We start from the raw sequence: 26,997 nt of genomic DNA, 5'->3' as shown, positions 1-26,997 counted from the left end.
TCGATACCGAGCTGGTCCTCCGGCAATCTGGACTCCTTGCCGGGCCTGGCGGGAACGTAGGCCCGACCGGCGAGTCCGCCGATGAGCCACTCCCGGATGGTGAGCTGTCGTTCGGCCCCGTCCCGACGAGCGTCCTCGAGACGACGTTCGGTCGTCTGGAAGTAGTTGACGACCGTCACGAGCAGGACCCCACCGATGGTGTTACCGAGCAACACCGGCAGGACGAACTGGCTCATTCCCGCGTAGAGCGCGACCTGACCGTTGAACACGAGGTACATCACTTCGGTAAAGGAGACGACGACGTGGAACAGGTCCGCGAACGGAATCATGAGAAACGCCATATAGACGAGGAAAAAGCGGGTAATCGTGTCGCGGGACGCGAAGTCGAGCCAGACGACGCCGGCGACGATCAGTCCGGCGAAAGCGCCCTTGAAGAACAGGTCCCAGAAGGGCGTCTCCATCCCCTTCATGGCGATGTCAGTGGCCGCGATGGACGCTTCCGGAGAGAAGACGCCGGTGAACGCGAGCACGAGCGCGCCGAACGTCCCACCGACGAAATTCCCGATCAGGACCACCGTCCAGACACGAAGGAGTGCCGGAAGACTCGCCAGCCGCTCGAGGACGAGTGCGACCGGTGGCAGGGTGTTCTCCGTGTAGAGCTGGTAGCCGCCCAGAATGATGTAGATGAAGCCGATCGGATAGAGGAGCCCGCTCAGAATCGGATCGCCGTCGTATTCGGCGTACATCGAAGCGTAGATCAGGAACGTCAGCGTGATCGCGAAGCCAGCGGCGAGAGCACTGAAGAACAGTTCGCGGAGCCCAGTATCGATCTCGTCGTCCGCCGCGGCGATGATCCGCTGGAAGACCTCGTTGCTCTCGAAGCGATCCCGGACGACCGCACCGACTGCCGGCGCGCCGTGGCGCGACTGTTCAACGCTCTCCCGAAGCGAGTGGTCGGGATCGTCTTCGCTCATTACTCTGGTTTATAAGTTCACCGGGGAAAACGCCTGTCATTTGCAAGCCTCGATGCTCCCTGTAGCTTTCCCTTGGCAGCATGCATCCGTTTCAGCCAGCCCTGAACCCACGTGAGTCACTGTATCAGACTCGTAGTCATCGGATACCGAGGACCCCCTTTTCTGCACCGTCACGGGATGCTCGGTGAGGACTCACTGCTGGCGATAGACTCTCTACCCTGGCCGTCGTACAGGTCAGTATGCCTGAAGAAGTACTCTTCAAGTTCGAACGCTCGATGGAGCGCGACGAGATCGCAAACTACCTCCGCACCGTCGCGGATTCGATCGACAGCGGCGACGACATCTCGCTCGAGGCCGGCGACGAATCCGTCACCATGTCGCCGCCGGCGCGTCCGACCTTCGAGATCAAGGCCGAACGGGAGACCTCGAGTTCCGGCGGACCGGCCGAGCTCAGCGTCGAGTTCGAACTCGAGTGGGACGAGGGCGACGAGGGTGACGGGGATGGTAGCGGCGAACTCCGAATCGAATAGTCAGAGGTCGACGATCCAGATCCGGTACTCCTCGGGGAGGCCGTAGGCGCGTCGGAACACTGCGTCGAGAAACTGCCCGATTCGGTTCGGGTCCGCCTTTGCGCTGATCCGGACGTTGACGCCGTCGACGTCCTCGGGCCGGTTCAGTTCGTCAATTTTGAACACCGGATACTCCGAGAGCAGTCCCTTGAGTTCCTCGAGTTCCGCGTCGGTACAGTCGAGGTTGATCGTGCCGTCGGCGAACTGGATCCACGGCGTTCCCAGATCGAGATCGAGACCTTCCGCCTCCGAGAGCGACGCTTCGTCCACCTCGAAGGTCACGAACCCGCCGCCACGTTCTCGGTGTGCCTGAATTCCCTCGGCGTACAGCTTTCGTCGGTCCGTCGGATCGGCGGCGTCGAATCGAGTCATACCCGTAGAGATGTGCCCGATTCTTTAAGCCTTTATGCGCTGATGCTGAACGAGGGAACATGGCACAGCCACGAATCCTGATTCTGGGGGCACCCGGGGCAGGAAAAGGGACCCAGAGCGCAAACATCGCAGACGAGTTCGATGTCGAGCATATCACGACCGGCGACGCGCTCCGTGCGAACAAGGACATGGACATCTCGGAGATGGACACGGAGTACGACACGCCTCGAGAGTACATGGACCAGGGCGAACTCGTCCCCGACGACGTCGTCAACGCCATCGTCGACGAGGCTCTCTCCCAGGCCGACGGCTTCGTCCTCGACGGCTACCCGCGCAACCTAGAGCAGGCCGAGGAACTCGAGGACATGACCGACCTGGACGTCGTGCTCTACCTCGACGTCGGCGAGGACGAACTCGTCCACCGCCTGACCGGCCGCCGGATGGACCCTGAGACCGGCGACATCTACCACGTCGAGTACAATCCGCCGGAGGACCCCGAGGTCGAAGGGCGCCTCGAGCAGCGTGACGACGACACCGAAGAGACGGTTAAAGAACGGCTTCGCGTCTATCGGGAGAACACCGAACCCGTGATCGAGCATTACGAGGAGGAGGGGACGCTCGAGCGCGTCGACGGCGAGCAGTCACCCGACGAGGTCTGGGAGGACGTGAAGGAAACGATCGAAGACGCGGCGTAATCAGTTCTCTTCTATTTCGACCTGGTGTTCGGCGATGTTGAGGTAGGTAATCTGGGGTGGTAGGGGGTAATCGTCTGGATAGATCTCAATTTCTTCATCTATTAGTTTCGGATCGTGGGAGACGTTTGAATTACCATTACCGCCCACTGATGATGCCACTATCGATCCATTAAAATAAACGTCTCCCGAATGTAAACAAACTTGTGCATCACACTGTCGGCCGTGTACTTCATTATCAGTTATTTCCTCATCGCTTGCAGCGTAGAGGAGGGCGTTAACAGTAGAGGTTCCTGGACCAATACTAACATGCATATCTGACGTTCCGAATATCTGTAACTGTTTGGCGTTAACTTCCTCACACGGTTCAGCACAGACATCTGCTCCATCTATATTAAGATTCCCTGTTGAATAGATCTTCAAAGTACGATCTTCTTCTTGATCCCAACCCTCAACTTTCATTCCATCCTCGATCTGGATATCACCATTTACAACAAGAGTCACATTTCCTTCAGTCAAATTGAATGACACATCTCCGAGATCGATTTCCTCCGCATAATATGTTCCATTCGGGAACACTCCTTCTTCATCAATATAATCAACGTCGTCTGAGAAATCCTCAGTACCATCCATCACCAGTGACTCCTCATCTGTCCAATTAGTTTTGTTATTGACTTCTTCGTCGGCCACCATCTCATCTATTACTTCATCAAGTTCATGTACCGAACCTGACTTGTATTCATCTTCGTCGTAATTCACCCCGGATGTACCGTTGCTGTGTTCTTTAACGCCATCTGACAATACCATTCCATCCTCGAAAGCGATATCCGGATCCAAGTAACCAAACTCTGCAGTTACCGTTCCACTTTCGTTGTTCTCGTAGCTTTCAACTTCTTGAACAGAAGTTGGTCCCTGCTGCTCGAAGTACGTTTCCCACCCGCGGTAGTATTCACTCGTGATCTGGATCGTCACCGTATCGTTTTCGACGAGATTCGCCTCCGTGAGCGGATCCGTCTTTGCGTGCCTAACAGTAACATCTCCCGAACTGAGATCAGCGTCGTCTTTCGCCTTGATGATCGGGAACGAGAGCGATTCGGCGTCGGCGTCGAAGTAGACCGGCGGCGACGAGACGATCTGCGTCTCTTCGCCCGTCTCGTGGAAGACGGCCCCGCTCTGGTAGGCGATTCTGGTGCCGTCCTCGCCCTCGTACTCGATCGCGCCAATGTGGATCGTCTCGTCGACGTCGCCGCCCGAGACGTGAAGCGTACTGGTGTTCGTCTTCACCACCGCACCGTGCTCTCCCGCGTCGAGATCGATCGATTTCGAGACGTCGTCGTTCGCCGAGACGGTCTGCATGTTCTGGCTGAGTTCGGTGAACGCCTGCAAGACCCGTTCTTCCTCCGTCTGATGCTCGGTCGTGGTCAGGAGTTCACCACCGACCACGAGGATTCCAGCGCTGGCGACCGCGACCATTCCGATCAGTATCACGAACCCGATCAACGCCGTCTGACCGCGTCCCGTCGAAATAGTTTCCCCAGCGCCAGCGTCGTTCATATCTTCTTATGAGAATAGTATCGATAATAAAACTCTCGACTGAGAGGACCATTTGGAATCGTTTATTCCATCCATTATCTCTCGTGCGAATATCGAACTCGAGCAGCGAGCGAACGACGACCGCGAGGGACGCAGAGCGGCCAGACAGTTCGTTTATCGACGGGGTTTCGCTATGGGGGATCGAAACGTGGCATCCTCGAAGATAAACACTTGTATATCGGACGTGCCCTAGCTTTCGTCAGATGACGCGTACAGCCGAGAAGATCAACACCCTCGTCCGCGAGGATTCCTCGATGACGGAGGCCCTCGAGGCCATCCGCGAGGAGGCCGACAGGAACGGTGGCGAGGTCCAGTGGGGTGACGTCAACGACGACCTGACCAGTGGGCAGTGGGGTCGACTGATCGAAAAAGGCGTGCTGGTCGACGGCGACCAGGGGTTCGAAATCGCCGACCGCGAGGCCTACGACGAGGCGCTCGACGGCGACGGTGACCCCGGCGGGGTCCCCGACGTCGACATCGACGAGGAGGATGCGAACTGGTCGCAGTGGGACAAGATGGCCGCCGTCGGGTCGGTGCTGCTGATGATCGGCTACTGGCTCGAGTCGGTGCGGGATACAGTCGGGAGCACGATCGATCTCGCGCTCGCGCCCCTCGACGCGGCGCTGCCGTTCTACGCCGTGATCCTCTCCGTCGCGCTGCTGACCGGTCTCTACTCGACGCTCCTGCAGGCGAACCTGATGAACCCCGAGCGGATCGGGAAGTACCAGGAGCGGATGAAAGCGATGCAGGAGAAACAGAAGGACGTCCGCGAGCGCAAGCAGGAGGCCGAAGAACGCGACGCGAGCGAGGCCGAAATCGAGCGACTCGAGAACGAGATGGAGAAGGTCCGCGAGGAACAGATGGAGGCGATGGCCGACAACATCGGGATGTTCAAAGAGCAGTTCCGGCCGATGGTCTGGATCATGCTGTTTACGATCCCGCTGTTCCTCTGGATGTACTGGAAGATCCTCGGCGGCCACGTGAGCGAAGCCGAGCGGGTGATGATCATGCCGATCGTCGGCGAGGTGGCCCTGAACGAAGGACTGCTCGGTCCGATGTGGGCGTGGATCGTCTGGTACTTCCTCTGCTCGATGGGCTTTACCCAGCTGCTGCGAAAGGCGCTGAACATCGACATGACGCCGTCGGGAACCTGATTCAGGGACGATCTTCTCCGTAGCGGCCTCCGTTACCGTCTTCGTCGCGTGTCCCCCAGTCACACGCTCACGGGCGCGTTCCGCCTGCGGATTCAAAACCCATTTTACCCGCCCCGTCACAGTTTGGATATGTTACTCACCGTCTCCGGCCCGCCGGGAAGCGGGAAGAGCACGACTGCGGAGTTGCTCGCCGACGCGTTCGATCTCGATCACGTCAGCGGCGGCGACATCTTCCGCGAGTTGGCCGACGAGCGCGGCTACACTCCGCTCGAGTTCAACAAACTCGCGGAGGAGAACGAGTCGATCGACCGCGATCTCGATCGTCGGCTGCGCGAGATCGCCATCGAGGAGGACGACCTCGTGCTCGAGTCGCGCCTGGCCGGCTGGCTCGCCGGAGACCACGCCGACTTCCGGTTCTGGCTCGACGCGCCTGCGGGGGTCCGCGGCTATCGGATCGCCGAACGGGAGGCGAAGGATCCCGAACGGGCGACCGAGGAGACGAAGGCGCGCGAGGCGAGCGAGGCCCAGCGGTACGCGGAGTACTACGGGATCGACATCCGAGACCTGACGATCTACGATCTCTCCGTGAACACCGCTCGCTGGGAGCCCGACGCCGTCCTCGACATGCTCGTGACTGCTGTCGACGAGTACAAACCAGACGGTGACGAAGGAAAGGCGACCGTCACCGGCGTCAACTACGACTTCTGATGGCACTCCGTGGCCCACCCGAAGAGCGATCGCCCGCCGACCTCCTGACCTTCGGCGTCGTCAACCTCGACAAACCGCCAGGTCCATCTTCCCACCAGGTGAGCGGCTGGCTTCGTGACGCGGTCGCCGACACGCTGGCCGAGCGCGATGCGGGAACGATCGATCAGGCGGCCCACGCCGGCACCCTCGACCCGAAGGTGACCGGCTGCCTCCCGATCATGCTCGGGGACGCGACACGACTCGCACAGACGTTCCTCGAGGGCGAAAAGGAGTACGTCGCCGTCCTCGAGTGCCACGGCCCCGTCCCGAACGACGTCGAGTCGATCGCCGCCGAGTTCGAGGGGCCGATCTATCAGAAGCCGCCGCGCAAGAGCGCCGTCTCGCGTCGCCTGCGCGTGCGCGAAATCTACGACCTCGAGGTGCTCGAGACCGACGACCGGCAGGCGCTCGTCCGCATTCGGTGTGAGAGCGGGACCTACGTCCGGAAACTCTGTCACGATCTCGGCCTCGCGCTGGGGACGGGCGGCCACATGGGACACCTCCGGCGGACGGCCACGACGCCGTTCGACGATACGACGCTGCACACCGCCCAGGAGTTCCACGACGCGCTCGCGTTCTGGCTCGAGGACGACGATCCGGAGCCGCTGTTCGAACTCGTCGAACCCGCCGAGCGGATCCTCGAGCACATCCCGAGCGTGATGATCGCCGAGAGCGCGGCCGAGCAGGTCGCGACGGGCGCGCCGGTCTACGCGCCGGGCGTGATCGAGGCCGAGGACGCCGACCGCGGATCCCTCGTCGCCTGCTACACGCCGAACGGAGCAGCAGTGTGTCTCGGAGAACTGGTCGGTGATCCCGACGCCAAGAGCGGGGTTGTCGTCGATCTCGAGCGCGTGCTGGTCTGAGATCGGGAGTCAGCCCACCGTTCGTTCGGGTGGGTTGAAACTCGAACGACGAGGCCGAGGGCAGTGAGGGACGACGACCGACCGTTGAGTTTCGTTTTGGATCCCTCGTCTCGCGCTCCACAGACAGGAAGCGTCGGCATTGCAGCGGTCGTCTCCACACCTGTTGACATGTCAACCGTTCCACTCATGTCGGTATATGGTAATTGTACAGGTAGTATGGGGAACGATATCGCGCGACGTACGGTGCTGAAACGGACCGCCACAGTCGGCGCACTCGGTTCGGTCGGTATCGCGGGCTGTCTCGACGAGAACGGCACCGCAGGGACCGACGACACGCTGACGATCGGTGCGATCCAGCCCGTTTCGAGAGAGCTCGAGTATTACGGCCAGATCAGCCTGATGGGGTTTTACTCCGGACTGGCGTACAAGTACGATCTCGAGCCGATCGAGGAGATGACGACGGGAACGTACGAACTGGAGCCAGACGACGGTCCGGCGATCGAAATTATCGTCGAGGACACCGAGTTCGTCCCGGATACGGCCCAGCGCGTCGCGGAGGATCTGGTCGTCGACGACGAGATCGACATCCTGTTTGGGGGGTCGTCCTCCGACGGCGTTCGCCAGATCATCCCGAACGTCATCGACGAGGCGAACATTCCGTTCATCATCGGCCCCGCCGCCGACGGAGATATCACCGTCTCCGAAGACCACTGTCACGAACTCGCGTTCCGGGCGAGCGAGCACACGGCGATGGACGCCCGTGCGGGTGGACGATACGTCGCAGAGCAAGGCGACGTCTCGACGGTCGCCATCTTCGCGGCGGAAGGAGCCTTCGGCGAGGGGGTCGCCAACAACTACCAGGAGGTCCTGGAAGCACAGGGCGTCGAGGTGCTCGAGCCACGCTTCGTCGAAGCGGGGTACAGCGAGTTCGAGGGGATGTTCGACGAGGCTATGGAACAGGGGGCCGACGGCGTCGTCGGCGGGTTCACGTTCGTCACGCTGCCCGAGTTCCTTCCGACGGCGATGGCCTACGACGACATCCAGGCCTTCGGTGGCTTCGCCGAACTCGTCACCACACAGATCACGGGTCAGGCCGTCGAGGCGAGCCTCGGCGAGGATTTCACCGCGGAAGAGATCGAAGAAGCCGGTCTCGGCCCGTTCACGACTCGATACCACTGGAACCAGTACGACAACGAGATCAACGACGAGTTCGTCGACCTCCACACCGACGCCTACGATCAGGTTCCGGACCTGTTCAGTGCCGGGACGTTCGTTGGGGCCTCAGCACTCGCCCAGGCGATCGACGAGACCGACTCGACCGACGGCGAGGATATTGCCGAGGCGATGCACGGAATGACGGTCACGGATACACCGAAAGGCGAGGATGCCTACACGTTCCAAGAACACAACAACCAGGCGGCCTCCGCGATGACCGTCGCCTGGCCGGTCCCCACGAGCGAGGAGTACGAGGATACCTGGGACGCGTCGGTGATGCCCGGCGAGCCGATCGAGACGTACGAACCCGATGAGGTCATGGTTCCGGCGGACGAGGCGGGTTGCGATCTCAGTTGAATGCGACCCATGTTACTCTCCACACACAACCTCACCAAGGAGTTCGACGGGATTACCGCCGTCGACGGGGTCGACTTCACGCTCGAGGAAGGCGAGCTCTGTTCGGTGATCGGGCCGAACGGGGCAGGGAAGACGACGTTTTTCAATCTTCTCACGGGTGTTCTCGAGCCGACGGCGGGAACGATCGAGTTCGCGCCGTCGAATCGAGACGCGGAACCGACCGGCGGTGACGACGAGGGCGGCGCCGTCGACATCACCGCCGCCTCTCCGCACGAAACCGCACTGCTCGGCCTCCATCGATCGTACCAGATAACGAACGTCTTTCCGACGGTTTCGGTCCGTGAGAACGTCCGGGTCGCCGTACAGGCCCATTGCGGGCGCGACTCCTGGCAGTTCTGGCGCAACGTCAACGCCTTCGACGACCACGTCGCGGCGGCCGACTCGATCCTCGAGCGAATCGGCCTCGAGGGGGCTGCCGACCGGGCGGCCGAAAACCTCAGTCACGGCGAGAAACGCAACCTCGAGATCGGCATCGCCCTCGCCGGCGACCCCGACGTGCTGTTACTGGACGAGCCGACGGCCGGCGTCTCGAGCGAGGACGTCGATCAGGTGACGGACATCATCGAGGACGTCGCCGAGGACCACGCGATCATGCTGATCGAACACAATATGGACGTCGTGATGGGTATCAGTGACCGCGTGGCCGTCCTGAACCGGGGCGAACTGATCGCCCAGGGCGAACCCGAGGAGGTTCGACAGAGTGAGGCCGTCCAGCGCGCGTATCTGGGTGGCTACGAGGGGAGCGCCTCGAGCAGCGACACCGACGAGGGTCCCGATCGAGGGGTGTCGGCCGGATGAGTAGCAGTGGTACCGAAACGAGCGACGTCGCCGAAGCGGACGACCGCGAGCGATCGACGCCCCTGCTCGAACTCGAGGACGTCCACACGTACTACGGCGAGAGCCACATCCTTCAAGGAGTCAATCTTTCGGTCGAGGAGGGCGAGATCGTCGCACTCATCGGCCGCAACGGGGTCGGAAAGACGACGACGCTCCGATCGATTCTCCAGTTGACGCCGCCCCGCGAGGGAACGGTCCGGTTCAGCGGAGAGGACGTCACCGGCGAGAGCACCCACGAGGTCGCCGACGAGGGGATCGGCTGGGTGCCCGAAGAACGGCGGATGTTCGGCTACCTCACCGTCGAGGAGAACGTCCGCGTCTCGGTCGGGCCGGATCAGGAGTATGAGGCGTTACGCGACTACGTCTTCGAGTTGTTCCCCGACCTCGAGCGGTTCCGCGACAAGGAGGCCCGGAACCTGAGTGGCGGCCAACAGCAGATGCTGGCGATCGCTCGCGGGATGGTCGGCGACAACGACCTGCTGCTGGTCGACGAACCGAGCGAGGGGCTGGCACCGATGATCGTCGACCAGGTCGTCGACGCGCTTCGGGAGGCGTCGGCGGAGACGACCATGGTTCTGGTCGAACAGAACTTCCCGCTGGCGATGGATCTGGCCGACAGGTTCTACCTGCTCGATCACGGGACGGTCGTCGAGTCCGGATCGACCGAGGGTGTGACCGCCGACGACGAACGGATCCGGAGGTATCTCTCGGCATGACGGGCGTTGTGGCCGCGCTGGCGACGCTCGTTCCGGCGCTCGTCCCGGCGGCGCTCGTCCAGGATGCGCCACTCGCTATCGACGCGATCGGTCGGCTTCTCCAGCCCGGTACCCTCGCCCGGATCGTCATCGAGGGGCTCGGCAAGGCAGCGATCTACTTCATTATCGCCGTCGGCCTGACGCTCGTCTTCGGCCTCATGGGCGTGCTCAACTTCGCTCACGGCGCGTTCGCGATGCTCGGTGCGTATCTCGGCGGCGTCCTGCTGGTCCTTGCCGTCTCGAGCGGCACGGGGCCGATCACGCGGGTGGCCTTCTTCGTCGTCGTTGTCGCCGTCGTCTTCGCGCTCATGACGGCTTTCGGTAGCGTCCTCGAGGTCGGTCTCGTCCGACCGATCTACGACCGGACGCCGATGTACCAGATCCTGCTGACCTTCGGTGTCGGCCTGATTCTGGAGGAAGGGGCCCGGATCGTGACGTCGGTACGGGGACTCCAGCCCGAACCATCCTGGACGGCAGCGGCATCGACCATTCCCGCGCCGCTCGAGTCGTTTCACTCGATTCTCGGCGCGAACATCCGGGGTTTCTACCTGTTCGCGGCCATCGCCGGCGTCGCGGTCGCCGTCTCGGTCTGGCTGTTCCTCAACCGGACCCTGTACGGCCTGTACATCCGAGCGGGGAGTGAGGATCCCGAGATGGTCGAGGCCCTCGGTATCGACGTCCGCAAGGCGTTCACGATCGTCTTCGGTCTCGGGACCGGCCTCGCGGCCGTCGGCGGCGTCTTCCTCACGTGGGATCCGACCTGGGGCGCGAGCGTCCTGCTCAACATCGACGTGTTGCTGTACGCGTTCGTCGTCGTCGTTATCGGCGGTCTCGGCTCGTTCAAGGGGACGCTCGCGGCGGCGGTGATCGTCGGCATCGCCGACTCCCTGACGACGTGGCTGTTCAACACTGGGATCGTCCCCTTCCCAGGACTGCCGGAGGTGACGGTCTTCGCCCTGCTCGTGATCGCGCTGATCGTCCGTCCGCAGGGGCTGTACGGCGTCGAGGAGGTGGGTGGCCATTAGCCCGAATTCCGACGACCACGTCGGTGACGGCGGTACCGACGTGGACGCGACTGCAGAGCAGCCGGGTGCCACAGCGACCGAGTCTACCCGCGAGGTCGCGACCGACGAGCACTGGCTTCGCCAGTACGCCCGTGATCACGTCGTCCACCTGTTCGTGATCGCCGTTTTCGTCGTCTATCCGCCGCTGTACGGTGTCCTGCTTCGAACACCGCTCGGAGCGGAGTTCAACGCCTTCCTCCCCGGACTGACGTTCATGATCGCGATGCTGTTCCTCGGGCTGTTCGCGATGAGCTTCGACTTCATCAGCGGTTACACCGGCTACCTCTCGTTCGGCCACGCCGCGTTCTACGGCGTCGGGGCGTACTTCATCGTCCTCGTTGCCAACGGGGACGTTCCGATCCTGCCCGAGGGCACGCCGTTCGTGGTCACGATGGTCCTCGGTGGACTACTCGCGTTCGGACTCGCGCTCGCGGTCGGCGCCGTCTCGTTCCGGCTCTCTGGCGTCTACTTCGCGATGATCACGCTCGGAGTCGCCCAGGTGATCTACGAACTCGTCCGGAACTGGGGGTACGTCGCCTCGAACCCACAGGAGGGCCCGAACCTCGCGGGACCGACGCCCGAGATCCGGATTCCGTTCGTGGACTCGCTCTCGGTCGCGCTCGGTCGGCTGTCGGGTGACAGCTTCGAGAACGTGCTCGGGCTGGGCATCGACGTCTCGGCGACCATGACCTCCTACTACGCGATCGGGCTGATCGTCGTCCTCAGCTACTTCGCGATGCAGCGGATCATCCACTCGCCGTTCGGCCGCGTGATGATCGCCATCCGCGAGAACGAAGAGCGCGCCAGGGCGATCGGCTACAACGTGTTCTGGTACAAGATGGTCGCGTTCGGCTTCAGCGCCTTCTTCGCGGCCATCGCCGGGGCCCTGTTCGCCGCGTACGCGGGCGGCGCGTCGCCGGACAACACGTTTTACTTCCTGGTGACGGCCGACGCCCTGATCGTCGCGATCATCGGCGGGCTCGGTACGCTCGCCGGGCCGCTGTTCGGCACCGTCCTCTACGAGTGGCTCGAGGACGTCCTCTCCGCGGAACAGGGCGGGCTCGCGCCCTACCTCCGGGAGACGCTTCCCGAGGGACTGCTGACGACCGACGTCGCCGGCGTGACGGTTCTCGACGCGATCAACGCGGCCGTCGACGGCCGCAGCCAACTGTACCTCGGGATCGTCTTCGTGCTGTTCGTCCTGTTCGTCCCGAACGGACTGCTCGGTTCGACCCGGGACCGTCTCGGCGGGACCGTCGCGAAACGGCTTCCGGCGTCTCTCGAGCGGTATCGTCGTTGACGGCTCCGAGCGTGTGAGCCGTCCGCTCGAGTTCCTCCGTGAGACGCGGTGTCGAGGACTGAACGCCTCTCGAGGTGGCTCGCTGCTTCCAAAACGACACGCTTAAACGATAGACGGCCATCGATCTATGTACGGGACCGTGGGGTAGTGGTATCCTCTGCGGATGGGGTCCGTAGGACCCGAGTTCAATTCTCGGCGGTCCCACTCGAAATTTTCTAAGTATTCAACTCTTAGCGTCTCATACCCCTGAGAGTGACGTCAGCGGCGTTTGGAGGTGGCCGTGATGTCGGCAGAATTATTCACACACTCTGCCGACGGTACGTGCCTTCACTGCGGCGCCCACGTTTCGGACCAGTTCCGTCGCGTCTTCGGTGACGACAGCAACCGCATCCACCGTTGCGGTGACTGTGATAGCTTCGCTCGACTGAACCGCGGTTCGGCCGCTGGCGTCGACGTCCCGATCCCGGATCCGGAGACGTCGCCTGGCCGTCACGGAGGTGAGGCCGATGTCTGACCGTCTCGAGTGGCCGCCGGAGTTCGACCGAACGCCGACCGGCAACCGGGCCCGAAACAATAATTTCGACGTCTCGCTGTCGAAGGCGTTCGACGATCTCGAGGCGGAGCTGTCGCGACTCGACGTCGACGAGTTCCGCTATTCGTTCGACGCCCGGAAGCGCAAGAAGGATCAGCGGCCGTACGCCCGTGCAAACCCTGACGATCCCGGTTTCGTGCTCCGCTGGAGCATGGACGGCGAGCAGTACGCGGTGGCCTGCGACCGTTTCTCGAGGCTCCGCGATAACGTACGAACCGTCGGGCTGTACGTCCGCGAGAAGCGGAAGATGGAGCAGCGGCCGGTCGTCACCGGCGAGTCGGAGTTCGCGAACGCGCGACTGCCGCCGGCAGACGAGGAACCGATCGCCGCCGAAATTCCGCCGCACGAAATCCTGGACGTCGCTCCGAACGCGAGCGAGTCCGAAACCCGGCGGGCGTTCCGCGATAAAATCAAAGACGCCCATCCCGATAACGGCGGCAGCACGGCGGAGTTCCGGCGAATCAAGGACGCGAAAGAGGCGATGACGGCCGACGGGTCGGGAGGTGGCCGATGACGGAGTTCGTTCCGGCGAGTCAGCTGTACCACGTCGCGAGTCGAACGCCCATAGCCCACCCTGCGGAGCAGGCGACTGACGAGCAGGTTCGGCGCGCGTTTGAGACCGGTGGTTCGCGATGAGCTCTCGAGCATCGGCGCTCGAGAGTTCGAAGGCCAGCGGGGACGCCCTCGAGGCCGAGATCGTCCAGACCGTCGACGCCCTGGAGTACGTCGGTGATCGGACGGCCACCTGGCACGACGCGCGGACGTCGGCCGTCCTCGATCCGAGTGAGTCACTGCCGTTCTTCGGGATCGTCCTCGTCGAACCGGGCGTCCCTGTCGAGATCAAGGGCTGTCAGATCCGGACGGCCAACGGGAGCGGATCGACGCGTGGTCGATTCTACGTGAAGCGAGCAGCCCACGAGCAACTGCTCGAGGCCGGCGGGATGTACCTGCTCACAGTGTACCTTCCGCGGCCGGGGTTGCCCCAGGTCGCCCGCGCGATCGTGCCGGCGAGCCTGTTCGACGAGCTGCTTCGCGGTCGGTGGTACGACGTCGGCGGGTCGCGCTCGGAATCCGAGGTCGCGAAACTCGGGTGGTCGCACGTGATCGATCCCGAGTTCGTCGATCCGGCGGCACCCGTGGGTGGTCGGCTATGAGTTCCGATACCGACCTCGAGGTGAGAGACGGTCAGGCACAGATCCGGGACATCGCTGGGAACTGGGCGCGAGCCGATCGGATTCGAAACTGTCGGTTCTGTCGACAGCGTCTCTATACGATCGCCGACGGTCGCCGTCACGAGTGTTTCGACGGCGGTGATTCGCGGTGAGTTCCGACGTCCACCACGGCGACCGCGATCTCGAGGGAGAACTCTCGAAGCCGGCCGCCGGTCAGGTCGGGATCCCCGTCGACGCGATCTGCGTGGGCTGTGGGCGGATCCGAGTCAAACGCGTGCGCCTCGAGGAGGTCGACCAGGAGCCGACCGCCGATCCGGCAGCCCTCGAGGCGACTGAACTCACGTCGTTCAAGCACGTCTGCTACCCGTGCGAGGGTGCGACGTGGTGGAACCCGGTAGCGGTCCTCTCCGGACTGCTCGAGAACCAGGGGGAGTTGGCGTGAGCGACGCTACGTGGCCAAACGGAACGGATCAGGATAGCTCGCGAGGAAGCAGAAAGGGGACGGGTGAATCCCCCTCTGGCTCGGTAGGTGGTGGTCCAGGGTACGTGCCTCTGTCCCTGAGGACCACTATTCTCCACGTTACGGAACTGCATAAAGAGATAACTCCCTGTCAAATTCTGCCACCCACCACGACAGACGGTGATCGATCAGTAGTACGTACTGCTCGCGAGGAGGGCGAGTAGCGTGTCTCAGGCCGAGACGACGCCCCACGAGGTCGAAGGCCGCTGGAAGTGGGCCGACTGGGGCCGCGGACCGTACGACGCGCTCTCGTCAGTAATGCTCGGACCGCCGTTCGAGGGATACCTCGAGCTGGACGTCGAGATCGACGGCGAGCCGTGGCATATCAAAGTGAGCTACAGCAAGTCCGGCTTCGCACCGCGACTGTCCGACGGGATCAACGCCGAGCGGCTGTACGAGTGGGACATCGTGGGCCGTGGACGCGGTGAACGGAAGGCGTCGTACAACGTCTCGCCGCGGTTCCCGAACATGCGCCACTGGGAAACCGGAGATCCGGTGAATCTCCCGTGGGAGAATCAGGTCGGCGAGGTCGACGGCGTCGACGTCGAGTTCCACACGAGTAACGTCGAACCCGATCGCGGCCTCGAGCTGCTCCCCGAGTTCTTCGCGGCGATTTTCGAGGAAGCCGGCGAGCGGATCCACTCGGAGTACTTCCGGACGGATCCGCACTCGGCGAGTCGGATGTGGGCGTACGAGCGGTACGTCCGAATCCGCCGATCGTGGGCTGAAAAGCTCTCGTCGGCCGGCGTTCTCCAGAAGGTCGTCCACCACCTCGCCGACCTCGAGGGCGTCAAGGCCGAGTTGCACATCGACAACGAGGAGGTAATCAACCACCAGAACCGGCTCTTTCTAAACCCAGCGTCGGCCGGCGAACTTCTACCCGGTCACACCTACGGCCGCAAACTCGAGATCTACCAGCTCGCGGATCCGGATGCGGTCTCGAAAGACCACCCGTCGTACCACCCGAAGGTGGAGGTACTGGTCAACAAGAAGATGAACGACGGGGAGGCGTGGGCGTGGGCCGATCGACACGACGTCACCGAGCAGATCGAAGAGACGCTGTTGAACGCGCTGCACTGGGAAGACATCCCGCTCGCGCCCGACGGAAACGGCGTCTACGTTCCGGACGATCACTTCGACGCGGTGGCTCGAGAGCAGCCCGTCGAACTGTACGAGGATCCGACGCCGCGCCTCGAGGCGAAGACCGATCACCTGTTGATGACGACGCTCCGGGATATGGGCGAGACGGCGCGCGACGTCACGGAGTCGGTCGCGACCGACGGCGGCTCGACCGTCGACGATCTCGCCGACCAGCTGGGGAAGCACCCCGCGACGATCTACCGAGCGATCGAAGATCTCGGCGACATCCTCGAGCTCGACCAGGGCGACGTCTCGTTTCGGGTGCGGAAGTACCGCGACGAACTCCGAGCGCTCGTCGAGAACGCAGAGTACGCGATCGAGAACTACGCCGACCGGATCCAGCACGTGATGGGTCTCGCCGATCACGTTGCCGAGTCGTCGCCGTTCCAGCAGTGGTTGGCGGAGAACGGCGCCGAAATCGAGTTCGACCAGGAGGGCGAACCGAAGCGGATGCGGATCGACACGATTCTCTCGAATCTGAAGGCAAGCAGCTTCGAGACTGTGTGGTCTGTCGCCGCGGAAGCGCTCGAGAAGTGGTCGAAGTCGGGTAACGATCCGGCCGTCCTCCGGGAAGCGGAGCTGACCTGGAAGACGCCCGGTGGCGGAACCGAGGTCGGATTCGTCGGCGCCGTCGCCGATCGCTAAACCGATCTCGGTAGTGGCAACGCTCTTTCGGCACTTCTTTTCAGCAATCCAGTTTGTATTACAACCGTGACTGTGCAATTTTGGTTGTAGTCCTCGCTTCGAGGGTGGGGTCGGCACCGCGATTGCGCCGCGACGCTGCGGGTCGATTTCGCGCTGCGCGCGAAACGCCCCTTGCCGGGTGTCCCCAAGGGGACAGAGTCAAAAAATTACACTGCCCCGCCCCCGCCTCCGCACGCAAATCTCCAGTTGAAGCACTTGAAACAGGGGTTTCCCAGGTGACAGTTGAAAGCGAGTCTAACCTGTGTCGAAATAGGAAAATTAAAAAGAAAATAATTTCAGTATATCTATAACATTTATATCTCAGTAATGTCTTGATGCCTCTAATGGGATACCAGTCTACAACGGTAGATAGTGTAATTGATGACATGAATTATAATTATTTGATCCCCTCAATTCAAAGAGAATTTGTTTGGGATAAAAAGCAGATACTGAACTTGTTTGATTCAATCCTTAGAGGATATCCGATCGGTTCATTTCTCTTTTGGAGAGTAAGTGGGGAGTACGCTAGCAACAGAGTCAAATATAAGTTTGTGAAAAATTATATTGAGGATCCAATATATCCTGATGAATTTAATGATGTCCATTACCACAATGTTAGATATCATGATGAGTTTGGAGAGCGATTACCAAAGCGGGTGAATTTGGTTCTTGACGGCCAACAACGGCTAACATCTTTTCATATTGGATTGAAAGGTACGTATACTGAAAAGAAGCCGAATAAAATACGTAAACGAACTGAATCATGGGATCGTAAACAATTATATCTCAATATACTTTCGCCCACAAATGAAATAAAAAAGAGTAGAAGATATCATTTTGAATTTAAGAAACCAAATCCATCTAATAGTCAATCTGAATATTGGTACCGGGTAGGAGATATATTAGCCGTATCTGATCCAACCGAAGAAACTGAACAAGTTTTAGATAAGATTGATAGAATTGATGAAATAAATACTGAAACAGCTCGCGGTCCAGTTACAAAAAATATACATCATCTTCACAGAGCAATTAGGGAAAAGGAAATCATATCTTATTTTGAGGAGCAAGAAGAAGATCAAGAAAAGGTCCTTGATATATTTATAAGGGCAAATGAGGGTGGCACCCAATTGAAAAAGTCAGATATACTTCTCTCAATTGCAACAGCCCATTGGCGAAATGACGATTCTGATGACAGTATTGTGGCTCGGGAGGAAATACAAGGGTTTGTTGATCGTATGAATGAACATAATACGCGCGGTAGTGTTGAATTTGATTCAAATTTCGTTCTACGATCGCTCATGCTTAACGGTGGAGTTTCCAGTCTATCTTTTTCTCTCTCGAATTTCAACAAGGATACACTAGAAGCAATGAAGAGCACGTGGAAAGATCCACAATTCGAAACTAGTGTCTTTAGGACACTTGATTTAATGAATAGCTTCGGATTTTCAACAAGCCACGTTCGAAGTAAAATGATCATCTTACCAATAATTTACTTCTTCTACGATAATAATTGTCCAACCCTATCCTATAATTCAGATACTGGAAGAGAAACTAGACAAAAGCTACTCTATTGGATTTGTTCGATGGTAACAACAGGAGATCTCACAACAGGGGGAACAACTCAAACCATTCGTGGTATTCGGGATGTGATCAATGATTCTCCTACCGGCGAGTTTCCACTGATTGAGATTGAAAAGAAATTAAACGACTATAATAAATCGATGGGTTTTGATGAGGAAAATATTGAGCGGTGGTTTAATGATAGTGGTGTTAGTAACCGTGCTGTTCAAGTAGTTTTGTCCTTACTGTATTTCCCTAATGTCGCCAATGAGAACTATGACTACGAACTAGACCACATCTTCCCAAAATCTAAACTTGAGAAAGAGAATTTGCTTCGAGAAACAGATATTAAGAGAGAGAAAGCTGAAAAGCTACATGGTCTTCGAGATAGCCTCGCAAATCTGCAACTGCTCAGAAAAGACGAAAACCGTAAAAAATCAGATAAGCCTCTCCCACAGTGGCTTCCAACTAGAACGGAAGAATATCTCGAAAGACATTACATCCCAGACAATTCTGAACTCTACCGAATAGAAAACGCGGATCGGTTCTTTGAACAACGAAAAGAACTGATATTGGAAGAATTATTAAACCAATCTCCAGATAGAAGGGACACTACACCGAGATCAATAGAAATGAGTTCTGCAGACTAAGTAGATGACTTAATAATAACTATCTCGGCACATCGGTCGAGCCCAGGGGTTGCACGTCGACAAATCCGGTTCCCCGAATATGCACACGAGACACGAACCGCCGTGTGCATATCTCGAGTCGATCCGTCGCCTGGGCCACCGTTCTTCTACGATGGGCCGAGAGGTTCGGCCGGTTTTGGGCCGAAATGGGCCGTTCAGTGAGTCGAAAAAACTAGGATATCGGGGGTCGTGTGTACGAGAGCATGCGAATCCGAACCGACGGCGATTACGCCTACCGACGAGACGCGATCGAGCAAGCAGCCGAGTTCTACGACTGTAACAAGACCAAGGCCGTGGTGAGTGCCTGCGACGACGTTCCCCACTTCGTCCGAGCTGCTCGCCAGGTCCTCGAGCGTGATGATCTTACTCTCGAACAGCGCCGGGAGATCGCCGAAACCCTAAGCAGTCGCGTAGTTGCTTTTGAGATTGATGTTGATATCACTACTGACTTTGATTAGATGACATTCCTAACAGGAAATCATGGAGACCTTAGCTCGAAATGGTTAAGGATCATCCAATCACCATCCTCTAACTCTGGTGGCACCAACTTTTCTTTGTCGTTTTGGTATGCTAGTTTAATTTCTTTAGTTCTCTCTTGAGATTTATTTTTCCAATCAAGTTGTAATCTAACTACAATATCTGCAACAGCCCCAGTCGAGTGATCAACCTCTATAAGATTCCAAGTCACCAATTCATAGTCGTTAAAACGTTCTCTGATTTCTCCTGGATTGATGTCTTTACCAGCTGGGCCACTGACATACGCACACATCTTGCCGTAGTTTTTATCTTGCCAAAAACTCAAAAATTCAGTAAATGCTTTTTCTGGCGTCTCACTCTGATAATCTTCAGGATTTCCGTTTGGCGGAATATCTCTTCCAACATTAATATCTCTTCCTTCCGATTCTTCAAAAGCTTGTTTCCTTTCTTGCAATCTTTTTTCCTTCTCAATCGACTGGGAAAGAGACTCAATTGGTGACAGCTCTTTGTCTTCTGAAGGGGGGGCAAGTTCGTTTTGCTCTGCTTTCTTGGCCCATTCTCCGACAGCAAATAGAGCATTCCAAGACTTGGCTGCAACAAGTTCATTGTCGTATCCGAGGTCTGTACCATGTAAAATTCCGTGTCGATATGGTTTTTCAATTCTTCCAGTACGTGTTTTAATTCTTTGCTTCCCAAATATATCTAGAAATTGATTCAGACTTTTACTATGTCCAGCGACTGAGTTCCAGGCTTCTAACTTAGTATTTTCTGCAGAAGCGTTTTGGGCTTCACCGAATACGTCAATGTGAACCTGTTGTACTAATCCATCGATCAACATGAGTACGACAGGTACACAGGCATGAAATCTTCCTTCTTCGTAGTCTTCTGCTGCTTTTCGGGCAAGCATATAACGGGGCTTAAAAGCACTAATCGATTTCATTTGGACTAAATTTATATCTATTGTCTTTCTATCAAAATATGAAACTAAAAGTTCCTCGGCTTCATCTACATCCCCGTTTTCTGCCTTTTTAGCGGCCTCTGATGCAATATCTAGATTGAGTCTTTCGTGTATGACCCACCCCTTCTCACCAAGTGCATCAACGAACCTATCCGGTACTTCAATTGTCTTTTCAATATCATCTATGATATCCTCTAATTCCTCATCTTCATAGATTGCACTCAACTCACTCGTATCAGCACCCATTAATTCGAGAAGAGGAAATATTTGAATGAGTTGATCCAACGAATTCGCTTGCTTAATAGCTTCCTGATACTTTGGAAGATCTCGTATCTCGTCTTCAGTCATTTCTCTATATGAATGCACTCGCTTCAAAAGATTGCTTTGATTGAAATTTTGGCCTGAGCGGTTCCTCTGTGATCACCACCCCCATGCCATCGAAGCAACGGTAGATTCTTAGAACGAACCATCTTATCTCGCACAACCGTGCACCCCGATCGCCCATGTGGCCGGTAGACGACGAAACAGTACCAGCCGTTCGCTCGTCGAAGCTTTTCATGGTACTTCCGGTAGACCTTGAAGTTGCCCGGCTGCCCATCGCTATGTTCGAGCATCGTGCTCTTGATCTCGACAGGCGTTCCGTTCCCGAACTTCGCATCGTGCCAGCTCGAGCGCTCGAGTTCGAACCGGCGCTTCTTTGCCATCCGCTTCTCGCAGATCGTTCCGAAGTGATTGGCGCGTTTACTCCGGTTCATGGCTCTCGGTCGTTTTCAGAGGGATGGTCTCCGCGCCGATCGCGACGTCGGCCGATGTCTCTCGAATCCGGAAAATCATTTCCGGAACGCTGGTTCCCGAGTAGTACAGCAGTTGCGACGCCCACATGAGGGAGATACAGTACCAGACCCAGAATGGGAATGCGAGCACGCCGTCCAGCGCGAGCGGAATCGCGAACACGTTGAGCTTGATCGCGAGCAGAATCGCCGGGAGTTCCCACAGGCCGGCTCCGACGATCGCGAGCAGCAGCCCGATCACGACGTCCGCCGAGTGTCGGGAGAGTCGGCGCCGGAGCTTCACGGGTCGGCCCTCCGACTGTCTCGCCAGCGTCGGTCGGCTCGAGCAGCGGTGTAGGTGAATAGCCCGGCCGTCGTCGCCGCGGTCGCCGCGAGGATCCACTCGCCTCGAGCGGCGCCGATCACGACAGCGGCGATCGACAGTCCAACCACCGCGAGCGTCTGTTGCGAGAAGACGCCGCGTTCGTAGTCCCGCCGGAGTTCGTGCGCCAGCTCGACGGCGACGAACCGGCCCACGCCCACGAGGTGCCGAACCTGCGCACCCATCACGCACACCACGCGCATCGCGCGCCGATATATATCAACTCCTCCAGGTGTCTCGACGAGCGCCCATCGGTCGCCTCGCTCCCCACGGGAGCGAGCGATGGGCCGGTTAGTGTAAAGGGGGGAGTCTTACCGTAACCAGCTAACCAACTCGCCGTCGTCATTCGATTATCTCCTCGACCTTGCCAAGTGTCTCTCGGTGCTGTCCCTCCTCTCGGTACTCTTTCCACCGAGTATTGACCCATCCGTGGCTGTAGGGTACGAATCCGGCGGTTTCACGGTCCGTCATTCCCTCCTCTTTGCACCTGATCGCGGTCCAGATCGCGGTCATCTTCGCGGCCTCGTCAGGCCCCATATCGTCCGTTTCCTCGCCGTACTCCGACCAGCGCCAGTCGCTCGCTTCCTTCGTGTTGTACCGGAGGTCCGTCGGGGGGACGCCTTCGATCTGGCCCTGGATGTCCGCGAGTTCTGCATTCCGGATTGAGTCGGCGATAACGGCCTTCTTCTTGCTGACCTTCTTGACGATCGTCCCGACGCGCCACAGCATCGGGTGGATCGATCGCTCGCCGTGGGCGATGTAGATGAGCGCCCCACCGTACTTCCGGATCTTGTAAACCAGCGGCGCCATCTTCTGCCGGGTTTCGTACCCCTGCTTTCCGGTCCCGCTCGCGGAACTCGAGAACTCGTCGCCGATGAACAGCTTCGACCGCTGGCTGTGCTCGAGCGGATCGCCGTCCTGCTCGACCCACTCCATGAGCGTGCCGTAGTCTGGAATCCAGCCGTCCTGGACGTCGCCGTCGTCGTCGACCCAGCGGTTCTTCTCCTCGAGGGACTGGATGTTCGTCCCGAGCAGCGAGTCGTTTTGCTGGAGCGCTCGCCACCGCTGTGCGAGCAGACAGGCGAAGTCGGTCTTTCCGGCGCCCATCTCGCCCAGGACGACGATCACCGGCGCCGGGCCGTTGATGAGTTCGTCGACCTTGCCGATTGCTTTCAGTCCCGAGACGTCCGCTCGCTGTGACGTGTCTCCAACCATGTGCTTGATTGTCGGCATATCGCCGTTCTCCATCGCTCTCCGGAAGGTTTCGGTTCCCTCCATCATCCGAATCTGTTCGTTCTTTCGCAGGTCCTTCGCCATTCCCGGCATCTTATCGGGCCGCTCGGCCTCGCGAGGATCGTAGTGGATCTCCCGTACGGCCATCGCTCGCGAGACCTTCTCATCACGAACGATTGCGCCGTGGTCGGCGATCTCCCGGTTATCCCGGTCGCTGTACCCCTCCTGGTGTTCGCGCGCCTGTGCGGCCGTGAATAGCGCCTGCTGGTCGGCCTGTTGGTCACTCATAGTTACCCCGGACGTCTTCATCGGTTGCTTCCTCGAGCTCGGTTCCGCCGTCGGTCTCTGTCTGGCGCCCATGCCCATCGCGGCGATCACGGCCGCCGTTCCTATCCCGTCGGAACGAATCGACGACGACGAGCAGAACGACGTTCATGAACAGACTCGCGCCCATGCCCATCGCGAAGGCCGTCGCGGCGTCGATCATCGATCGGTCCCTCCGTCGGTCGGCATCGGTTCCATCGTCACGTCGGCATCGGTTCCATCGTCACGTCGGCATCGCTGCCACCCGGATTCTCGACCGGATCGTAATCGTGCTCGTAGTCGCCGAGGTCGCTAATCTCGTCGGTCGAGAACTCGCCGGCGTCGTCCTCCGCGGCCTCGAACCGATCCTTCACGCTGGTTCGCTGCGTCATGAGTCCGCGTTCGTCGGCCTCCGCCTGCGCGTTGATCGAATCGCGTTCGATCTCGACGCCCATCTTCGAGATCCTGGCGCGGAGCTTGTTGTACGCGATCGCCGTCTCAATGAGCTCGCCGTGGATGTCCTCGAGCATCGTCTTCACCGTGACGAGCTTCGAGTCTGCGAGCTGGCTGAAGTAGCAGCCGGTGACGATGAGCGTCCCGTTCTCGCCCTGGTCCGGGTGCCAGTCGAACTCTCGAACCTCAAACGCTTCCTCGTCGTTCACTCGGTATGGGCTTGGGCCTTCGACGGTCTTGTTTTCCCAGACGCCGGGTTCGACGTAGAGCTTCTCTCGCGTATCGGTGACGCCGTTGATGTGGTGTACGGTCACCATGTTCCGCTGCCGGAGCGCTCGAGCCCCGGTCACGAACAGACCGAGCAGCGGCGGCCCCAGGAGCAGGCCGGCGGCGAACCATCCGAAGACGATCGGGGGAACGCCGGGAACCGACGGCCGAAGCCAGATCAGCGCCGCGCCAAGAGAGACGAGAACGCCGAGAACGACCAGCTGGCCCTCGGCCGCGACGTAGGTCACTCGGTCGCTCCAGCTGCCGAAGGTGGCGCTCGTGTCGTCGCTCATGCTTCGATCACTCCGCTTTCCTCGCTGCGGACGACGTACCACGCGCCGAGTCCGGCCGTCCCGACGGTCATGATAACACCGGAGAACAGACCGGACTCACCGCCGAAGTGACGGAACGGGTTTTGCTCGACCTGTCCGGAACTCACGCGCGCACCCGTGCCCTGTTGGAGTGATCGCCGCGTCGCGATCGCGACGCCGGCGCCCTGCGTATCGGTGACCGCGAACGTGACCGTATTCTCGCCTTCGTCCAGCTCTACCTCGTCGTAGTTGAACGAGCCGGTGCCTTCTTCCCAGTCGCTCGCTTCGGTCATCGAGATCTCGGTTTCCTCGTCGGCTTCGATCGTGAGCGTGAACATACCTGGCGCGTACGACCAGTCCGTGATTCTCGTCTCGCTGTCGATCTCCTGGTGGTAGTCGCCGCGCGTCTCGGCGACCGTCTCGTTCGCTTCCTCCTCGAGCTCGTCGGTGGCCGCGTCGGTCGCGTTCTCCGTCACGTTCTCGGTCGCGTTCTCCTGCGCGGCGACCGGGCCCGCGCCCATGCCCATCGCTACAAGCAGGGCTGCTACCGTGGCAAAAATGAAGAATCGTCTCATGGTTGGTTAGGTCCAGGGCAGTAGGTCGGTCACGAATCCGACGATCGCGAGCACCACAACGCCGATGATCGCGACTCCGGCGAATGTGTCGCCTCCGAAGCCATCGCCACCGAAGGTCGGGAGTCCCCAACCGTCCTCCTCCTCGTCATCGTCGTCACCGACATCATCTTCGTCTTCGTCATCATCGATTTCGCCACGACGATCATCAGACTCCTCGAGCGCCTGAATGAACTCGTCGGCGTCGTAGGACTCGTACTCCGGTCCGCTCATGTCGAGAGAATCGACTTCGGTACCGTCGGCGTCCCACAGGTTTGTAACAGTAAACTCACCCTCGATCAATCGAACTTCTTCACCGCCACCGACGACGACTGACGGATTTCCAGGGAGTTCGTCGATTCCTTCGTTCTCCCCGCCTTCCTCGTACGTTGATTCGTCAAGGACAGAGACGCGATCGTCAAAGGTGGCGTACGTCGTCTCTGTCTCGATCACTCCTCCGGGCGGGGACCGAGCGAACATCACGCCCTCGTACGTTCTCCCGTCGACTTCGACCGGCTCGTACTCGACCGTCCCGTCCGGCTGTTCGTTTCGCTCGACGTCGTTAGCTCCGGTGAACTCGATCTCCATTCGCGACTGGAGATCGTCGGGCCCTTCGAGGTCGAGCAGGTGCCGGAGGGCAAGGGTCAGCTCCTGACCGGAGTCCTCAGCATCGCCGGAGAGATACCGGACCATCCCTTCCGCACCACGGATGTCGTTTGGATCGAGTTCGCCTGCGTCCATCGCAGCGTACAAGTCTTCTGCGAGCCCGTCGGGGTAGGCGTTGTTTACGTTCTGCGCCTGCTGCTCGAACCGCTCGAAAACTTCCACGACGGGGCGGTAATCGTACACGTACTGGCTCTCGAGGCCGGACGTGGTGTTCTGGACCATGAAGTTACCGCTCCAGTAGATGTCCATGCTCCCGCCGTCGTAGCTCGAGGCCGTGATGAATTCGTTATTGGCGTCTGCTCCTTGCCAGTCGCCGAACGGCTCGAAATCCATCACGTAATCCTCACTGTTGTAGGACGTGTTGAGGATCATCGTCGCCGCGACGACTTCTTTCTCGGTGCCGTCAACGAGTTCGACGGTAGACGTGTGGGTGTCTCCCGTTAGGCGAGACCCCTGGTACTCGCCGGCCATTTCTTCGTCGTCCGGCAGCCCGATGTGGAAGAACTCCTCGGGTATGTCCTCGTAGTCGTTGGCAGTACTGGCGAGATACGCCAGCTCCGCCATGTGCGCGTTCCCCATCTGGAGCGTCTGATCCTGATGGTGTGCGAAGTACTCGAGAATGGCCGCCTTCGCGTCAGCATCGGCCTCTGTTGCCGATTTTCCGTCCTCGTATGCGTCCGCGATCGCGTTTCGAGCGTCGAGACTACCGAGCGTGTCGGTGTCTTCGAGGTCGTTCTCTTTGTCCGTGATTTCGCGGAGAAGGCTGTCGTGAAGGGATTGGCCCGAAACGTGCAGGTCGTGCTCAATCTCGTCTACTGTTCCCTCTTCGTCGATCTCCGAATCCGGATCGGCGAACCCGCACGAAACCGGAAACGCAAATCGAAGTTTCGAGTCACAGGTCCCCTCGAAACTGAAGTTGTCACCCAGTACCCTTTCGGAGCCGAGCGTTACCCCCGCTGCTGAAGCCCCGGCTGCAACTGCCGTCGATTGAAGAATCTGCCGCCGCGAGAGCGTGCAACCCGGTTCGAACTCGTGGGCCGTGGGCTGTGGGCCCGATCCGTCGGAAGCCGACATCAGTTATCCCCCCGACGCGCCGCGAGCATCCCGGCCGACGCGATCGCCGCGACCGCCACCGCGACCCCGAAGCCAGGCGAAGCGTCCATCGTCTCGGTTCCGAACTGTGCGCCGCCGATCGACTCGTCATCGGCTGCGACGAACCCACTCACGATGTGGTCCGCGTCGTTCTCGACCTCGATGATAGCGCGGTATTCGGTCTCGGGCTCGAGCTCGTCGTCGGTCGTGTCACCGACCGAGTATTCGTTCGTGACCGTCTCGTTCGGCGAACCAATCACCGTATCCTCGAGCACGGCCGTCTCGTCGACGTCCGAATCGTTGTACTCGCTCTCGTCGTAGATCGTGAGTTCGACCGTTTCCTCGTCAGTGTTCACGAACTCGTCGACGAACTCGAGATCAAGTTCGACGTATTCCGTCTCGTCCGTCGTCTCGACTGTCGAGTTACCGATCTCTTCCCAGTCGTTCTCGTCGGTCTCTTCGGCCGCGCCGATCGCCGCGAAGCCGCCGACCGCGAGCGTGAGTAGTGCCAGTGCAACTGTCGCCGTCGTGATCTTCGAAAATTGCATTGTTGAAGCCTCTCCGT

General features: G+C 59.3%; 31 protein-coding genes, 1 tRNA gene and 1 pseudogene. 20 read left to right on the top strand and 13 right to left on the bottom strand.

The window, feature by feature from the left end; translation table 11 throughout:
- Positions 1-50: 50 nt before the first annotated feature.
- Positions 51-974: pseudogene (locus tag CV102_RS16710) on the bottom strand (formate/nitrite transporter family protein); the annotation flags it as partial.
- A gap of 239 nt (positions 975-1,213) precedes the next feature.
- On the opposite strand from CV102_RS16710, the gene CV102_RS16705 reads away from it, so the two are divergent.
- Entirely contained in the window at positions 1,214-1,504 is a 291-nt protein-coding gene (locus CV102_RS16705) for an amphi-Trp domain-containing protein (RefSeq protein WP_148859146.1), read from the top strand.
- Here the strand turns inward: CV102_RS16705 and CV102_RS16700 are convergent, their stop codons facing one another.
- Positions 1,505-1,915 (bottom strand): hypothetical protein, encoded by a 411-nt coding sequence (locus tag CV102_RS16700; protein ID WP_148859145.1) that lies wholly within the window; start codon positions 1,913-1,915, stop codon positions 1,505-1,507.
- A 59-nt stretch (positions 1,916-1,974) separates the two neighbouring features.
- Between CV102_RS16700 and CV102_RS16695 the strand changes: the two genes are divergently transcribed.
- Positions 1,975-2,610 carry an adenylate kinase gene (locus CV102_RS16695; RefSeq protein ID WP_148859144.1) on the top strand — a complete coding sequence of 212 codons (636 nt, stop codon included), beginning with the start codon at positions 1,975-1,977 and terminating at the stop codon, positions 2,608-2,610.
- Here the strand turns inward: CV102_RS16695 and CV102_RS16690 are convergent, their stop codons facing one another.
- Entirely contained in the window at positions 2,611-4,161 is a 1,551-nt protein-coding gene (locus CV102_RS16690) for a DUF7289 family protein (RefSeq protein WP_148859143.1), read from the bottom strand.
- Positions 4,162-4,403: 242 nt separating this feature from the next.
- Between CV102_RS16690 and CV102_RS16685 the strand changes: the two genes are divergently transcribed.
- The 18 genes from CV102_RS16685 (at position 4,404) to CV102_RS16610 (ending at position 19,367) form a co-directional block, all read left to right on the top strand.
- Positions 4,404-5,354, top strand: coding sequence for a DUF106 domain-containing protein (locus tag CV102_RS16685; RefSeq protein ID WP_148859142.1), 951 nt, complete (start codon positions 4,404-4,406; stop codon positions 5,352-5,354).
- A gap of 129 nt (positions 5,355-5,483) precedes the next feature.
- Positions 5,484-6,062, top strand: a complete 579-nt coding sequence (gene cmk, locus CV102_RS16680; RefSeq protein ID WP_148859141.1) for a (d)CMP kinase — start codon at positions 5,484-5,486, stop codon at positions 6,060-6,062.
- On the top strand, positions 6,062-6,964 hold the full coding sequence (locus CV102_RS16675) for an RNA-guided pseudouridylation complex pseudouridine synthase subunit Cbf5 (protein WP_148859140.1): 903 nt from the start codon (positions 6,062-6,064) through the stop codon (positions 6,962-6,964). Before cmk ends, CV102_RS16675 begins: the two co-directional genes overlap by 1 nt.
- Positions 6,965-7,180: 216 nt before the next feature.
- Positions 7,181-8,536, top strand: coding sequence for an ABC transporter substrate-binding protein (locus tag CV102_RS16670; RefSeq protein ID WP_148859139.1), 1,356 nt, complete (start codon positions 7,181-7,183; stop codon positions 8,534-8,536).
- Positions 8,537-8,545: 9 nt separating this feature from the next.
- The gene (locus tag CV102_RS16665; protein ID WP_148859138.1) at positions 8,546-9,394 is read left to right on the top strand and encodes an ABC transporter ATP-binding protein; all 849 of its coding nucleotides are present in this window, start codon (positions 8,546-8,548) and stop codon (positions 9,392-9,394) included.
- Positions 9,391-10,149, top strand: a complete 759-nt coding sequence (locus tag CV102_RS16660; RefSeq protein ID WP_233710714.1) for an ABC transporter ATP-binding protein — start codon at positions 9,391-9,393, stop codon at positions 10,147-10,149. The genes CV102_RS16665 and CV102_RS16660 overlap by 4 nt, the downstream gene beginning before the upstream one ends.
- On the top strand, positions 10,146-11,213 hold the full coding sequence (locus tag CV102_RS16655) for a branched-chain amino acid ABC transporter permease (protein ID WP_148859137.1): 1,068 nt from the start codon (positions 10,146-10,148) through the stop codon (positions 11,211-11,213). Before CV102_RS16660 ends, CV102_RS16655 begins: the two co-directional genes overlap by 4 nt.
- Positions 11,203-12,552, top strand: a complete 1,350-nt coding sequence (locus CV102_RS16650; RefSeq protein ID WP_148859136.1) for a branched-chain amino acid ABC transporter permease — start codon at positions 11,203-11,205, stop codon at positions 12,550-12,552. The genes CV102_RS16655 and CV102_RS16650 overlap by 11 nt, the downstream gene beginning before the upstream one ends.
- 133 nt (positions 12,553-12,685) lie before the next feature.
- Positions 12,686-12,756 (top strand) — tRNA-Pro (locus tag CV102_RS16645).
- A gap of 79 nt (positions 12,757-12,835) precedes the next feature.
- Positions 12,836-13,066 carry a DUF7563 family protein gene (locus tag CV102_RS26670; protein ID WP_148859135.1) on the top strand — a complete coding sequence of 77 codons (231 nt, stop codon included), beginning with the start codon at positions 12,836-12,838 and terminating at the stop codon, positions 13,064-13,066.
- Positions 13,059-13,658, top strand: a complete 600-nt coding sequence (locus tag CV102_RS16635; protein WP_148859134.1) for a J domain-containing protein — start codon at positions 13,059-13,061, stop codon at positions 13,656-13,658. Before CV102_RS26670 ends, CV102_RS16635 begins: the two co-directional genes overlap by 8 nt.
- Positions 13,655-13,780 (top strand): hypothetical protein, encoded by a 126-nt coding sequence (locus tag CV102_RS27040; protein WP_267903128.1) that lies wholly within the window; start codon positions 13,655-13,657, stop codon positions 13,778-13,780. The genes CV102_RS16635 and CV102_RS27040 overlap by 4 nt, the downstream gene beginning before the upstream one ends.
- The gene (locus CV102_RS16630) at positions 13,777-14,298 is read left to right on the top strand and encodes a hypothetical protein (protein WP_148859133.1); all 522 of its coding nucleotides are present in this window, start codon (positions 13,777-13,779) and stop codon (positions 14,296-14,298) included. Before CV102_RS27040 ends, CV102_RS16630 begins: the two co-directional genes overlap by 4 nt.
- Complete coding sequence (locus CV102_RS26080; protein WP_187433006.1) at positions 14,295-14,468, top strand: hypothetical protein; 174 nt, start codon at positions 14,295-14,297, stop codon at positions 14,466-14,468. Before CV102_RS16630 ends, CV102_RS26080 begins: the two co-directional genes overlap by 4 nt.
- A complete protein-coding gene (locus CV102_RS16625; RefSeq protein WP_148859132.1) occupies positions 14,465-14,758 on the top strand; it encodes a hypothetical protein in 294 nt (97 codons plus the stop codon). The genes CV102_RS26080 and CV102_RS16625 overlap by 4 nt, the downstream gene beginning before the upstream one ends.
- Before the next feature lie 243 nt (positions 14,759-15,001).
- A complete protein-coding gene (locus CV102_RS16620; protein WP_148859131.1) occupies positions 15,002-16,621 on the top strand; it encodes a DUF7845 domain-containing protein in 1,620 nt (539 codons plus the stop codon).
- A gap of 383 nt (positions 16,622-17,004) precedes the next feature.
- The gene (locus CV102_RS16615; protein ID WP_148859130.1) at positions 17,005-18,870 is read left to right on the top strand and encodes a DUF262 domain-containing protein; all 1,866 of its coding nucleotides are present in this window, start codon (positions 17,005-17,007) and stop codon (positions 18,868-18,870) included.
- A gap of 242 nt (positions 18,871-19,112) precedes the next feature.
- Entirely contained in the window at positions 19,113-19,367 is a 255-nt protein-coding gene (locus CV102_RS16610) for a DUF7692 domain-containing protein (RefSeq protein ID WP_148859129.1), read from the top strand.
- A gap of 20 nt (positions 19,368-19,387) precedes the next feature.
- Here the strand turns inward: CV102_RS16610 and CV102_RS16605 are convergent, their stop codons facing one another.
- The 10 genes from CV102_RS16605 to CV102_RS16560 all read right to left on the bottom strand — a co-directional run bounded on the left by CV102_RS16605 (position 19,388) and on the right by CV102_RS16560 (position 26,980).
- Complete coding sequence (locus tag CV102_RS16605) at positions 19,388-20,692, bottom strand: hypothetical protein (RefSeq protein WP_148859128.1); 1,305 nt, start codon at positions 20,690-20,692, stop codon at positions 19,388-19,390.
- A gap of 23 nt (positions 20,693-20,715) precedes the next feature.
- Positions 20,716-21,099, bottom strand: coding sequence for a hypothetical protein (locus CV102_RS26665; protein ID WP_148859127.1), 384 nt, complete (start codon positions 21,097-21,099; stop codon positions 20,716-20,718).
- Positions 21,086-21,418 carry a hypothetical protein gene (locus CV102_RS16595; RefSeq protein WP_148859126.1) on the bottom strand — a complete coding sequence of 111 codons (333 nt, stop codon included), beginning with the start codon at positions 21,416-21,418 and terminating at the stop codon, positions 21,086-21,088. The genes CV102_RS26665 and CV102_RS16595 overlap by 14 nt, the downstream gene beginning before the upstream one ends.
- Positions 21,415-21,681: a hypothetical protein gene (locus CV102_RS16590; protein WP_148859125.1), complete on the bottom strand. Its 267-nt coding sequence runs from the start codon at positions 21,679-21,681 to the stop codon at positions 21,415-21,417. Before CV102_RS16590 ends, CV102_RS16595 begins: the two co-directional genes overlap by 4 nt.
- Positions 21,682-21,838: 157 nt before the next feature.
- Positions 21,839-23,017: a hypothetical protein gene (locus CV102_RS16585; RefSeq protein ID WP_148859124.1), complete on the bottom strand. Its 1,179-nt coding sequence runs from the start codon at positions 23,015-23,017 to the stop codon at positions 21,839-21,841.
- Positions 23,010-23,216 carry a hypothetical protein gene (locus tag CV102_RS16580; protein ID WP_148859123.1) on the bottom strand — a complete coding sequence of 69 codons (207 nt, stop codon included), beginning with the start codon at positions 23,214-23,216 and terminating at the stop codon, positions 23,010-23,012. Before CV102_RS16580 ends, CV102_RS16585 begins: the two co-directional genes overlap by 8 nt.
- A gap of 37 nt (positions 23,217-23,253) precedes the next feature.
- Positions 23,254-24,045 carry a hypothetical protein gene (locus CV102_RS16575; RefSeq protein ID WP_148859122.1) on the bottom strand — a complete coding sequence of 264 codons (792 nt, stop codon included), beginning with the start codon at positions 24,043-24,045 and terminating at the stop codon, positions 23,254-23,256.
- Positions 24,042-24,638 (bottom strand): hypothetical protein, encoded by a 597-nt coding sequence (locus CV102_RS16570; protein WP_148859121.1) that lies wholly within the window; start codon positions 24,636-24,638, stop codon positions 24,042-24,044. The genes CV102_RS16575 and CV102_RS16570 overlap by 4 nt, the downstream gene beginning before the upstream one ends.
- Positions 24,639-24,644: 6 nt before the next feature.
- Positions 24,645-26,414, bottom strand: coding sequence for a hypothetical protein (locus CV102_RS26075; RefSeq protein ID WP_187433005.1), 1,770 nt, complete (start codon positions 26,412-26,414; stop codon positions 24,645-24,647).
- Positions 26,414-26,980, bottom strand: a complete 567-nt coding sequence (locus CV102_RS16560; RefSeq protein ID WP_148859120.1) for a PGF-CTERM sorting domain-containing protein — start codon at positions 26,978-26,980, stop codon at positions 26,414-26,416. Before CV102_RS16560 ends, CV102_RS26075 begins: the two co-directional genes overlap by 1 nt.
- Positions 26,981-26,997: the final 17 nt, after the last annotated feature.

The organism is Natronococcus pandeyae (genome assembly GCF_008122205.1).
Taxonomy (GTDB): Archaea; Halobacteriota; Halobacteria; order Halobacteriales; family Natrialbaceae; genus Natronococcus; species Natronococcus pandeyae.
This window is presented reverse-complemented; position numbering and strand designations above follow the sequence as displayed.

What these genes read in the sequence shown, in the direction of transcription:
- CV102_RS16675 (WP_148859140.1), top strand. Translation starts at nt 6,062, where the DNA reads ATGGCACTCCGTGGCCCACCCGAAGAGCGATCGCCCGCCGACCTCCTG.
- CV102_RS16580 (WP_148859123.1), bottom strand. Translation starts at nt 23,216, where the DNA reads ATGATCGACGCCGCGACGGCCTTCGCGATGGGCATGGGCGCGAGTCTG.
- CV102_RS16705 (WP_148859146.1), top strand. Translation starts at nt 1,214, where the DNA reads ATGCCTGAAGAAGTACTCTTCAAGTTCGAACGCTCGATGGAGCGCGAC.
- CV102_RS16695 (WP_148859144.1), top strand. Translation starts at nt 1,975, where the DNA reads ATGGCACAGCCACGAATCCTGATTCTGGGGGCACCCGGGGCAGGAAAA.
- CV102_RS16605 (WP_148859128.1), bottom strand. Translation starts at nt 20,692, where the DNA reads ATGACTGAAGACGAGATACGAGATCTTCCAAAGTATCAGGAAGCTATT.
- CV102_RS16665 (WP_148859138.1), top strand. Translation starts at nt 8,546, where the DNA reads ATGTTACTCTCCACACACAACCTCACCAAGGAGTTCGACGGGATTACC.
- CV102_RS16615 (WP_148859130.1), top strand. Translation starts at nt 17,005, where the DNA reads ATGGGATACCAGTCTACAACGGTAGATAGTGTAATTGATGACATGAAT.
- CV102_RS16670 (WP_148859139.1), top strand. Translation starts at nt 7,181, where the DNA reads ATGGGGAACGATATCGCGCGACGTACGGTGCTGAAACGGACCGCCACA.
- cmk (WP_148859141.1), top strand. Translation starts at nt 5,484, where the DNA reads ATGTTACTCACCGTCTCCGGCCCGCCGGGAAGCGGGAAGAGCACGACT.
- CV102_RS16610 (WP_148859129.1), top strand. Translation starts at nt 19,113, where the DNA reads ATGCGAATCCGAACCGACGGCGATTACGCCTACCGACGAGACGCGATC.
- CV102_RS16560 (WP_148859120.1), bottom strand. Translation starts at nt 26,980, where the DNA reads ATGCAATTTTCGAAGATCACGACGGCGACAGTTGCACTGGCACTACTC.
- CV102_RS16635 (WP_148859134.1), top strand. Translation starts at nt 13,059, where the DNA reads ATGTCTGACCGTCTCGAGTGGCCGCCGGAGTTCGACCGAACGCCGACC.
- CV102_RS26670 (WP_148859135.1), top strand. Translation starts at nt 12,836, where the DNA reads ATGTCGGCAGAATTATTCACACACTCTGCCGACGGTACGTGCCTTCAC.
- CV102_RS16660 (WP_233710714.1), top strand. Translation starts at nt 9,391, where the DNA reads ATGAGTAGCAGTGGTACCGAAACGAGCGACGTCGCCGAAGCGGACGAC.
- CV102_RS26080 (WP_187433006.1), top strand. Translation starts at nt 14,295, where the DNA reads ATGAGTTCCGATACCGACCTCGAGGTGAGAGACGGTCAGGCACAGATC.
- CV102_RS16655 (WP_148859137.1), top strand. Translation starts at nt 10,146, where the DNA reads ATGACGGGCGTTGTGGCCGCGCTGGCGACGCTCGTTCCGGCGCTCGTC.
- CV102_RS16630 (WP_148859133.1), top strand. Translation starts at nt 13,777, where the DNA reads ATGAGCTCTCGAGCATCGGCGCTCGAGAGTTCGAAGGCCAGCGGGGAC.
- CV102_RS16590 (WP_148859125.1), bottom strand. Translation starts at nt 21,681, where the DNA reads ATGGGTGCGCAGGTTCGGCACCTCGTGGGCGTGGGCCGGTTCGTCGCC.
- CV102_RS16685 (WP_148859142.1), top strand. Translation starts at nt 4,404, where the DNA reads ATGACGCGTACAGCCGAGAAGATCAACACCCTCGTCCGCGAGGATTCC.
- CV102_RS26075 (WP_187433005.1), bottom strand. Translation starts at nt 26,414, where the DNA reads ATGTCGGCTTCCGACGGATCGGGCCCACAGCCCACGGCCCACGAGTTC.
- CV102_RS27040 (WP_267903128.1), top strand. Translation starts at nt 13,655, where the DNA reads ATGACGGAGTTCGTTCCGGCGAGTCAGCTGTACCACGTCGCGAGTCGA.
- CV102_RS16570 (WP_148859121.1), bottom strand. Translation starts at nt 24,638, where the DNA reads ATGAGACGATTCTTCATTTTTGCCACGGTAGCAGCCCTGCTTGTAGCG.
- CV102_RS16690 (WP_148859143.1), bottom strand. Translation starts at nt 4,161, where the DNA reads ATGAACGACGCTGGCGCTGGGGAAACTATTTCGACGGGACGCGGTCAG.
- CV102_RS16700 (WP_148859145.1), bottom strand. Translation starts at nt 1,915, where the DNA reads ATGACTCGATTCGACGCCGCCGATCCGACGGACCGACGAAAGCTGTAC.
- CV102_RS16575 (WP_148859122.1), bottom strand. Translation starts at nt 24,045, where the DNA reads ATGAGCGACGACACGAGCGCCACCTTCGGCAGCTGGAGCGACCGAGTG.
- CV102_RS26665 (WP_148859127.1), bottom strand. Translation starts at nt 21,099, where the DNA reads ATGAACCGGAGTAAACGCGCCAATCACTTCGGAACGATCTGCGAGAAG.
- CV102_RS16585 (WP_148859124.1), bottom strand. Translation starts at nt 23,017, where the DNA reads ATGAGTGACCAACAGGCCGACCAGCAGGCGCTATTCACGGCCGCACAG.